At 31.3% G+C, this 10,840-nt stretch carries 8 protein-coding genes; 4 read left to right on the forward strand and 4 right to left on the reverse strand.

What is annotated here, in order from left to right; translation table 11 throughout:
* Positions 1 to 3 precede the first annotated feature (3 nt).
* A complete protein-coding gene (locus tag ACTF56_RS06650; RefSeq protein ID WP_438966128.1) occupies positions 4 to 3,462 on the forward strand; it encodes a T9SS type B sorting domain-containing protein in 3,459 nt (1,152 codons plus the stop codon).
* Between the two features lie 53 nt (positions 3,463 to 3,515).
* Here ACTF56_RS06650 and ACTF56_RS06655 read toward each other — a convergent pair whose 3' ends face one another.
* The 3 genes from ACTF56_RS06655 to ACTF56_RS06665 form a co-directional block, all read right to left on the reverse strand.
* The gene (locus ACTF56_RS06655; protein ID WP_438966129.1) at positions 3,516 to 5,216 is read right to left on the reverse strand and encodes a DUF6029 family protein; all 1,701 of its coding nucleotides are present in this window, start codon (positions 5,214 to 5,216) and stop codon (positions 3,516 to 3,518) included.
* Positions 5,217 to 5,245: 29 nt separating this feature from the next.
* Positions 5,246 to 5,719 carry a TlpA family protein disulfide reductase gene (locus ACTF56_RS06660; protein ID WP_438966130.1) on the reverse strand — a complete coding sequence of 158 codons (474 nt, stop codon included), beginning with the start codon at positions 5,717 to 5,719 and terminating at the stop codon, positions 5,246 to 5,248.
* Positions 5,720 to 5,907: 188 nt separating this feature from the next.
* Positions 5,908 to 7,773, reverse strand: a complete 1,866-nt coding sequence (locus ACTF56_RS06665) for a choice-of-anchor J domain-containing protein (RefSeq protein ID WP_438966131.1) — start codon at positions 7,771 to 7,773, stop codon at positions 5,908 to 5,910.
* Positions 7,774 to 7,861: 88 nt separating this feature from the next.
* Here ACTF56_RS06665 and ACTF56_RS06670 point away from each other — a divergent pair, with 88 nt between their 5' ends.
* The 3 genes from ACTF56_RS06670 to ACTF56_RS06680 all read left to right on the forward strand — a co-directional run bounded on the left by ACTF56_RS06670 (position 7,862) and on the right by ACTF56_RS06680 (position 10,314).
* Positions 7,862 to 8,593, forward strand: a complete 732-nt coding sequence (locus ACTF56_RS06670; RefSeq protein ID WP_438966132.1) for a T9SS type A sorting domain-containing protein — start codon at positions 7,862 to 7,864, stop codon at positions 8,591 to 8,593.
* 6 nt (positions 8,594 to 8,599) lie between these two features.
* Positions 8,600 to 9,637 (forward strand): Omp28-related outer membrane protein, encoded by a 1,038-nt coding sequence (locus ACTF56_RS06675; protein ID WP_438966133.1) that lies wholly within the window; start codon positions 8,600 to 8,602, stop codon positions 9,635 to 9,637.
* A 227-nt stretch (positions 9,638 to 9,864) separates the two neighbouring features.
* Complete coding sequence (locus ACTF56_RS06680) at positions 9,865 to 10,314, forward strand: 6-pyruvoyl trahydropterin synthase family protein (protein ID WP_438966134.1); 450 nt, start codon at positions 9,865 to 9,867, stop codon at positions 10,312 to 10,314.
* 70 nt (positions 10,315 to 10,384) lie between these two features.
* Here ACTF56_RS06680 and ACTF56_RS06685 read toward each other — a convergent pair.
* Positions 10,385 to 10,840: OmpA family protein (locus ACTF56_RS06685; RefSeq protein ID WP_438966135.1), on the reverse strand; the 456-nt coding region annotated here is incomplete at its 5' end.

The following is a 10,840-nucleotide window of genomic DNA, read 5'->3' on the forward strand; positions in this document are numbered from 1 at the left end:
TCAATGCGTTATTTACTTATATTTTTATTGTTTATTACTTCCATTTCCTTCGGACAATTAAGTAACAAACATTGGATTCCACCCATACATGCAAGAGATGCTTCTGTTGTAGAAGATCATTATTTGTATCTTTCTACACCAAATCCTACTCCTTTTGAAGTAAATGTTACTTATGGAAACGGAATATTAGTTCCTGGTTCACCTTTTACAATTTCTCAAGGAAATCCACAAACGATAGAAATTGGATTTGGACAACCTTCTCCTATGTTTATGAGCCTTCAAAACGTTAATGTGGTTACAAATATAGGTGGATTAATTTTAACTGGAACGGAAGATTTTTATGCAACCTTTAAAATTAGAGCTCTAAATCATGCTGAAATTTTAGTATCCAAAGGAATTCCGGGAACAGGAACCAGTTTTAGATTGGGTAGTTTACCACAAGTTTCTGCTGGTGGCGCAAGAAACTTTGTATCAAGCTTTATGGCAACTCAAGACAATACAACTGTTACTGTTTCTGATTATGATACAGGAGTTGTTTTTGCTTCTGGAACTGGAGATGTTACTTTGGATTCACAAACGTTCAATTTAAATAAAGGCCAGTCGGTGGTTTTATCAGGTTATTCCGATATTGGTCCCAATTTAGCAGGATTTGTGGGTGCTTTGTTAACTTCAGACAAGCCCATTGCTGTAAATACCGGAAATGCCTTGGCTGGAATGACAAACCCTAGTCCTCCAGGCGGACAAGATTATAATTTAGATCAAATTGTATCCGTTGAAAATGTAGGTTCAGAATATCTTGTAGTTAAAGGAAATGGAAGTAATAATACCGAATTGCCCTTAGTTATTGCTACTGAAGACAATACAGATGTTTTTGTAAACGGAAGCGCAACACCGATAATAAACTTAAATGCTGGCGATTATTATACTATTCCTACATCAAATTATCAAGGAGTTAATAACAATCAAAACATGTACATCACTTCAAGTAAGGATATATATCTTTATCAAATTTTAGCTGGCTCGAGCAGTGATGCTACTACAGGATTGAATTTTATCCCACCTTTAAGCTGTTTTTTTCAAAAAAGTGTAGATTTAATTCCAAGTATAAATACAATAGGCAATATTAATTATTCAGCTGATATTATTGCTTTAACTTATGCAGATGCAGTCATATCTATCAACGGAACACCTACAACCGCACAGCCTCAAACTGTTTTGGGAACTAACCAATGGGTTACTTATAGAATTTCCGGTTTTTCTGGAAATGTAGTAGTTGAATCAACTGGGCCTTTAGCTGTTGGAGTTTTTGGAACTAATAACATTGCTGTTGGTTTTTCTGGTTATTATTCTGGTTTTGGTAGCGAACCTAGAGATACCGATGTAGTTTTATGCTCTAGCGGTATAACCAATTTATTAGATGAAATAGATGGAAATCCAGAACCTAATGGAACATGGACACCGCCACTGGCTTCTGGAACCGATTTTTTTGATCCTAATATAGATCTGCCAGGAATTTACAATTATTCATACATAGGCGATTGCGACATTATAGATGTAGATATTACTGTAACAATTCAGCAAGCCCCATTTGCAGGAACAGATACTAATTTGACCGTATGTAATAATGATGCACCAGTTGATTTATTTGCTTTATTAGGAACTGGTGCGACTGCAGGAGGAACATGGAACCCTGCTTTAGCTAGCGGAACTAATATTTATAATCCTTCTGTAGATTTAGGTGGAAATTATAATTATGTTATAGCTGGTGATGATGTTTGTGAGGAAATAACAGCAACAATTGCAATTACGAATTATCCTTTACCAGAAATAATCCCAATTACGGATTTACAAATTTGTGATGATGATTTAGATGGAGATGACACCAATGTCTTTGCAACTTTTGATTTAAGTATAAAAACTTCTGAAATACTAAACAATCAATCCAATATTTCAGTTACTTATCACATCAATCTATCGGATGCAGACAATAATTTGAATCCTCAAACCAATTATTATTCGAACTCACAATTGGTTTATGTAAGATTAACAAATGATGTTACTGGTTGCTACAATACAACTTCATTTAATTTAATAGTAAATCCATTGCCTGTGATAAATTCTGTGGTGGATTTAAAACAATGTGATTCAAACACAGATGCAATTACTGATTTCAATTTGACAGAAGTTAATTTAGCAATTTCATCTCAAAATAACTTAACCTTTACATTTTTTACTTCGCAAATAAATGCAGAAAACAATAGTAACCCAATTATTAATGATACAGATTACAATTCTGCAAATAATAGTATTGTATGGTGTAGGGTTGAAAATGAAAATGGTTGTGTTAGAATTGCTCAAGTTAATTTAATAGTTTCTACTACTACTATTCCCTCAAATTATTCTTATACTATTGAAGAATGTGATGAATATATTTCAACTGTTGATCCCGAAAATGACGGTTTTGATTATTTTGATTTTAGTGATGCTACATCAGACATATTGAGCTTATTTCCGGCTTCTCAAAATCTCATAGTGACTTATTATCTAAATGAGAATGACGCTTTAGCAGAACAAAATGAAATAACAAATACTACAGATTTTAGAAATACAATTCCAAACAATCAAGCCATTTGGGTAAGATTAGATAGTAATTTAAATAATGATTGTGTGGGATTAGGACCCTACTTAAAATTGAAAGTCAATCCCTTACCAATTATTAATTTAGGGGCTGACTTTATACTTTGCCTTGACCCAATCACTGGAAATGGATCACAAACAATTAATGCAACTCCAACCGTTGCGGGAAATTATACATACGCGTGGACACCTGCAAACCCAAATCTTAACGGTTTAGGAGAGCAAAACGCACAATATAATGTAACTCAGAGTGGCACTTATAATGTAATAGTTAAAAACAACACTACCGGTTGCGAAAATACTGAAAGCATATCAGTAACAACATCGTCAGAACCAGAAAATTTTAGTGCTCTATTAATAACGCCATTATTTGCATCAGGCTTGGCATCTATCGAAGCATTACCAACTGGAGGCTTCGGCACTTATGAATATAGTATTGACGGAGGAAATGAATGGCAAAATAGTCCTGTTTTTTCAGGATTAACCAATGGAAGTTACACCATTTTGGTTAGAGATGAGGCACAATGTGGAATTTTAGAATCTCAAATTATTCAAACGGTAACTTATCCAGCCTTTTTTACACCAAATGGAGATGGTTTTAATGATGTTTGGAATATTGATGGATTACTGCAATCCTACCAATCTAAAATATACATTTTTGACCGCTATGGTAAACTAATTACAGAAATAAAACCCAATAGTTTTGGTTGGGATGGAACTTTTAATAATCAAGATTTACCAGCATCTGACTATTGGTTCAAAATAGAATTTACACAAGATAATGTTAGAAAAGAATTCAAATCTCATTTTAGTTTGGTGAGATAAAAAAAAGGGTAAGTTTAAAAAACTTACCCTTTTTTAAGTTGATATATTGAGAATTAAAATGCCGTGTTAAATGAAAGTGAAATACCAGTACTTTCTGGAACAAATCTACAAACACCCCCTACACATACTAATCCACCTCTTTGTCTTCCATAAGCTAAAGAAACTCTAGATCTCCCTTTTCTGTAAGCTCCTCCAACAGTTAGATAATGTTTTTTACTTTCTTCTTCATGTTTAGTGTTACCATAATTTAATAAATCTAACATGTACAAAGAAAATTTCTCATTAAAATTGTATTCAACAGATCCACCAATCCAATTTTTAAAATCCGCATCAGCCCACATATGTTCTAAATCTGCACGAATAGATTTTGAATTTGTAAAATTATAAGTTATTTCACCATAAACTATGTGCGAATTAACGTCTTCTGAAGAATCTTCAACCCATGGCTTATTGTAATATTTGTTTATGTATAAAAACGAAGTTCTTGTTTTTTCTGAAAGTTGCTTTTTTACTTCAACATTGAATTCAGAAAAATATTTTTCTCCAACCCCAAAAAACTTAGTTTCATAAAATTCTGGAGAAGATCTATATGTTCCTGGTAAATTGAACCAACTAGAATAGTTTACAGCTAATTTAGTACCATATTTTCCCCCTAAAGCAGTTTCTTTTGCAAAATCATATACGATATCAATTTGTCCACCAGTTTCACCAGATTTCATTATTTCATCAGACTTAAATTCAACTCCTGTTTGTGCTTGATAAACATAAATATTGGCCAAATTGGAATGATTTTGTTTTGTTAACGCTGGTGCAAAATTAATTACTTTATCAAAATAGTTTAACGAAGATTGATTTAAACCTACTTCCTCAGGAATTCTCTCTGAAGTGAATAACATATTCTCCGTTCTTCTCAAAGTTAAGTCGATTCCTAATCCTTCTTTGGCAATTCCTAAATTAAGTTGATAAGAAGAACCATCCTTTATCAAATCATTAGAAATTTCATTGTTGATTCTATTTAAAACGGCATCTTTGGTTTTATAATTTGCTTCAAAACCACCATAGAAAAAACCTTTCATGTAATTAGCTCTAAATGAAAAAGCACTTGTAGTAGGGTCAAATTGAGGATTTGGAACTAACAATTCATCTATCTTTTCATATCTATTCACATTAGACAACCCAATTTCTAAATCGGCCGTTTCAAAATTTAATACAGAAGATAAATTAGCCTCAATATCAAAACCAAAGAGCTTTCCTTTAGAAACATCAAAACCTGTTCTTTGTTGTCCAAAAAAAGCTTTTAATTTTAAATTATTTGTAGGTTTATAACTCAATCTTCCGCCTCTTAACGCTGTGTTAATTCCTAATGCTCTATCTTCCCAAGCTCTTAAAATCATGCCTGAACCATATTGCTCGTAAAAATAACCTGCTGTAGCTTCAAGCTTTTTAGATTTATATTTTGCGTAATAAGTTGCTATGTTTGTTCCTTTAAAACCTGGATAATAATTTAACAAAGCTTGATTTGCATAACTTTCCGCTTGCAAACCAAAGGTCCATTTTGAAATTTCATAATTTACTTGAAGATAGTTATTGGAACGAAAATATTCCGGTGATTGCTCATCGTTTACAAATTCTAAATAACGTTGTGCGTTAGTTTCAAAACCTCCAAATAATCGGCCGTAATCTTTTTTTTTATCTTGAGCTTGTATACTTAAGGTGATGAAACTTAATAAAAATATATAAAATTTTAAATTCATTAGTTTGTTTGTTTGCTACATTAATAATTTTATAATTCTTTTAATTTTGTATATAATTCTTCTTCTGCTCCTTGAGAATAACCATTACTTATGTATACAATTTTTTCATTTTTTACTACTATTGTATAGGGTACATTAACAATAGACAAGGCTCTTTTTAAATCTTGATTGGTATCCAAAAGCACATCGTACGACCATTTTTTACCATTTAAAAGTGGTTTTACTCTTTTTTGTGTTCTTGTATCATCAATTGAAACAGCAATAACTTCCATATTTAGTTCTTCTTTAAGCTCGTCATATTTTTGATGAATCGCATCCAATTCGTTAATACATGGCGCACACCAAGTAGCCCAGAAAGAAAACACATAAAGTTTATCCGTTTCGTTGTAATCCGTACTTACATTAAAAGATTCTCCATCAACAGAACTAAGTTCAATATTTGGCATCTGAGTTTGACTAAAACCCCAAAAGGAGCATAAAATAAAAAAGAATATTTTTTTCATATATGTAAAATTTATTTGTTAGCGGTCATATATGGTATCGCCTTTTTATTTATTTGTGTTTGCTTATGCAAACTTGTTGTTAATGGCGATTTCATATTTACTAAGTTTCTAAAAAGCTATTCAAATATAATACCAAAGGAAGTTGATTGCTCAACTTCCTTTAAGTAAAATATATCGATAAATAAGATTTATTTTTTTATAAATTTGATGGTTTGATTTACATTTTCCCCTTTAACTGTAAAGAAGTAAACTCCAGAATTTAAATTAGAAACATTAATATCTGTTTGATCGTTTACGTTAGTTAAAGTCATTAAAGTTTTACCAGTTAAATCTGTTACTTGAACATTTACTACTTCAATATTTGATAAACGAATAAAATCTGCAGCAGGATTAGGGTAAAGTTTAACTGCATTAATTGAATTAGTATCAAGTGATAAAGCATCTGTTGCTCTAAAACTTTGCATTATTTCTTTAGTTGTAGGATTTTGAATAAACACAACAACTTCTAAATCTGTCATTTGCTCAATGAATGTTCCTGTTAAACTAGCAGAAATTTGCCCTGTAATTGGAGTTCCTGCAACACAATTTAAAGTAGTACCGTTTGCATCAGGAACCATTTTCATCATTACATGTTTAAATGATGTTTCTCCATTTGAAGCAACATTATTAGTTGTAACTTTTTCAATAACAGCAGCGTGCATTACATAATTTCCAGATAAATATGGAGTTACCGTATAATTTACTGCTGCATTATTACCTGTAAAATCTCTAGAAGCTGTTAAACCAAAATAAGCTGGTTTAGATGCTTCACTATTTACATGAGCTGTTAAAGCTGCTTGATTATTTGTAGTTGAATATTCAGAGCCATCAATCCATAAACTGGTAATAGCGTTTACACCATAGTAACCTCTTCTAGTACCTGCTTCTGCAATATAATAAGGATCTCCTGTACCTGGCCAACTCATTTGATAAGCAACATAATTGTAAGTGTCTGATGCATAAGTTGCATTATAAAATGGATTAAAAGTTGAATTATTATAAATAGCACATGGACCACATGTAGAACTTGTAAACTTTTCAATCATCGGTTTGAAAAGAGTAGAACCAGAGGATACTTGAGTGTTTTTAGATAAAGTGTTGTTTAAAGTATTTCCGTCTGCACCACTATTTACGGTTGAAACATTAAAATTTAACGCATAAGCTTGTCCAGCTGTAGCACTTAAAGCAACACTGTGTGTAAAACTGTGAGTAGCTCCTACTGCAATATTTACTCCCGTCACATCATAAGTATTTAGTGTACCTCCATTAGATTGCCAAGTAACTTGATAAGAAGTTACAGCATTTGTTCCTTGATTTTCAACTTGACCATTAAAAGTAAAGTTGCCCGCAGGAATAATTGCAGGTACAGTAACAGAATTTAATGATAAATCATTAGCAACTGGCCTTTTAGCCACAAAAGCATCAACACCTACATAGTCAGAATTATTTCCTGATGGTCCTCCGCTAGTTACAAAGTATCTGAAAGCAAATTTACAACCAGTTAAACTAGTTAGACCTGAAACAACATAAGTATATTTAGTCCAAGTATTAGGATACCCCGCAGTTGTTAAAGATGGATTAATAGTCAAACATACCGTTGAATAAGAACCAACATCAGCACTTCCTGTTGAAGGAGTTACTGAAGCATCTCCAGCTGTACTCATTCTGAATTCTAATCTGTCTGGATAAGTTGGAGAATCTACAGTTCTAGAATAAAATGATATTTCATCTCCATTTTGAACTTGAATGGTTGGAGTCATTAACCAAGTACTAATTGTACCTGATCCTGTTGAAACAGCTTGATAATTTGAAGCAATAAAACCTGCTCCTTCATGTGCAGCAAAAGGACCTCCTCCATTAAACCAAACAGATGTACTTGCACTTGCACTTTGATTAGTCATTGTCCATCCAGTTGGTAATGATACTGGACTTCCTAAAGCGTTAAAATTTTCTTGTAATAAGGTTTGAGCGTTTAAACCAGCAGAAACCATTAATAATAGTAGTAGTTTTTTCATAAAAGTTTGTTTTTTTAGCAATACAAATTTAATTTTTTTTTTTAATAATCAAATAATTATGATACTTTTGTTGAAATAAATAATAATTATGAAAAAAATTACTCTCTTATTTTGTGTTTTAATTTCTTATTTGACATGTGCACAATTTACAGTTAATAAAATTGACGGAACGCCTTTTACAAATGGTGAGATTGTTGAATTTACAAGTCATAGCAATCCCGCTTCAGAACTTAAATTTTTAGTTTATAATAATTCTTCTGAAAATTTAGACTTTAGAGTTCGTTGTATGGATATTGTGAATGCAACAGGAACTAATTTTCAACTTTGCTGGGGATACGAATGTATTCCAAATGTTTCTTCTGGTGGTACTTATCCAGACTATGCAAATGTTATTAATGCAGGTGGAAACACTGTTGGTCTTGGAGACAGTTTCAAAAATTTCAATCCTGGTGACGGTTCAAATTATCCAGTAGATTATAGCTTTAGATTTTTAACCAGAAATGTTACAACTGGTGCAGTAGTTGGTTCTAGTTTTAATTTAACTTACAGATATCAAGGACCTTTGAGCATTGATGTTAGAGATAAAATGGAATTAATGGGTGTTAAAGTTTTAAACACTTATGTTGAAAATTATATAGGACTTGAAGTTACAAAAGAAGCTCAATTTTCATTGACAAATTTACAAGGTCAAATTATTTCTAACGAAAGTATCTCTAACAACACTAATATAGACATGTCAAATGTTCAATCTGGTGTTTATTTATTGAATGTTAGTAATAATGATGGGCTTTCAGAAACAATTAAAATATACAAAAAATAGGTATAAATGAAATATTTACAATTTTTATTATTATTTGTTTTTTTTGGTTGTAGTAAGGATTATACGATATTAGAATCTGTTGATAATCTTATCTTATCAGCCGATCAATCTACGAAAATAATCAATCAGACTACTACCTTTAAATTACAAAAAAACAATGGTGAAAATATAACAGACAACACTGTTTTTTATGTCAATGGTACTATGATTAACGGAAACACATTTACTACAGATCAGGTAGGAACTTATTTTGTCGAAGCTAAGTATTTAGGTTTTGATGCTGTTAATAGTTTAGAAATCATTTACCATGATGGTTCTTTAGTATCTTTCAAAAGCAACGCAATGGTTGAAGACTACACTGGTGTATGGTGTGGAAATTGCCCCAGAGTTTCTTATGCTTTAGAATTAGCTAGCCAACAACTAGGAGTTAATAATGATCAATTAATAAAAGTTGGTATTCACCGATCGAGTTCTAACCCACAAGATTCTAGTTATGATCCTTACAATTTTGATTCTTCAGCATTTGAACCAAATGGTGGTTATCCTAAAGCTTTTGTTAACAGAAAAACTAGATGGACTCCTTTAGAATACAATAATCTAGACATGATTGTTAATCAAACACAATTAACGAAAAGACTGGGTTTAAAGTTGAGTACTGAAACACTTTCAAACAACTCTGTTAAACTGAATGTAAGTTGTCTTTTTACAGAAAATTATAGCGATGTGAAACTTGTAGTATATGTACTAGAAGACGGTTTGATTTATGATCAAGTTAACTACACTACATTTTATAATGGAGATGATATAATTGTTGATTTTGTGCATGATCATGTACTTAAAAAAATTATTACGCAACACAATGGAGATGTTATTGAAAACTCTGCTACTGGAAGTGAATTAAATAGAGAGTTTACAATAAATTTAGATAATATTTCAGATGTAAACAAAACTGAATATGTAGCTTTTATTATTGATACTAACGGTAATGTATTAAACTCTAGAAAATGTCACATCAATGAGTTTCAAGAGTATCAATTTCAATAATTTTATATAAAACATACAAAACAATTTAAGGTGAGTTGATTCTCACCTTTTTTTATTAATTTTGCTATAGTAATTTTTTTTCAAAAGACTTAATTTTTTAAATGTTTAAAGCTTAATTATTAGAGAAAAAGTAAAAAATCGGATAGTAAATTTCACCTTATTTATCTTTTATTTTTTAACGATAATTGTTGATTGCTTTTCATAATAAAACAAAAAACAGATAACTCATGTCATATATCAGAATAACCAAGCAATTTAGTTTTGAAACTGGCCATGCCTTATACGGTTATGATGGAAAATGTAAAAATGTTCACGGTCATAGTTATAAGTTGTCAGTAACTGTAATTGGAAAACCAATAACAGACAAAAGCAATGTAAAATACGGAATGGTGATTGATTTTACAGATTTAAAAAAAATTGTTCGTGAAGAAATTGTAGATGTATTTGATCACGCAACTGTTTTTAATCAAAACACGCCTCATATTGAATTAGCTAAAGAATTAAAACAAAGAGATCATCATGTTATTTTAGTAGATTATCAACCAACAAGTGAAAATATGGTTATTGATTTTGCAAAAAAAATTCAACAACGTCTACCTGATGCAATAAAATTACATTCTTTGAAACTACAAGAAACAGAATCGTCATTTGCAGAATGGTTTTCGTCTGACAACTAAACCTCTATTTCATTATAAAAAATCCCTAATATTTCTATTAGGGATTTTTAATTTTAGTTTGTTTTGGGTTTTATTTTTTCACGATCATAAATTCAGAACGTCTGTTTTGCGCGTGTTGTTCTTCGGTACAATCGTCACCACAAGAAACTTTTGGTTCTGTTTCACCAAAACCTTGTCCTGTGATTCTTTCGCTATTTATTCCTTTAGAGATGATGTATTGAACCGTTGCTTTAGCTCTTCTGTCTGATAAATCTAGGTTGTATTTATCTTTTCCTCTGTTATCGGTATGTGATTTAGCAAAGATAACCATTGTTGGATTTTCGTTTAATACTTGAACTAATTTATCTAACTCTTCTGCACCTTCTGCTGTGATATTGCTTTTGTTGAATTCAAAGAATATTGGCTCTAAGATAACTTCTGTTTCTGTAATGATAGGTACAATTGGGTTTAATTTTACTTTAGCCTCAAATTTACCACCATCAGTTTTAGTTACGTTATAACTATTATTTTCAAAACCTTGTTTAGA

The organism is Flavobacterium sp. (assembly GCF_965657075.1).
Taxonomy (GTDB): Bacteria; Bacteroidota; Bacteroidia; order Flavobacteriales; family Flavobacteriaceae; genus Flavobacterium.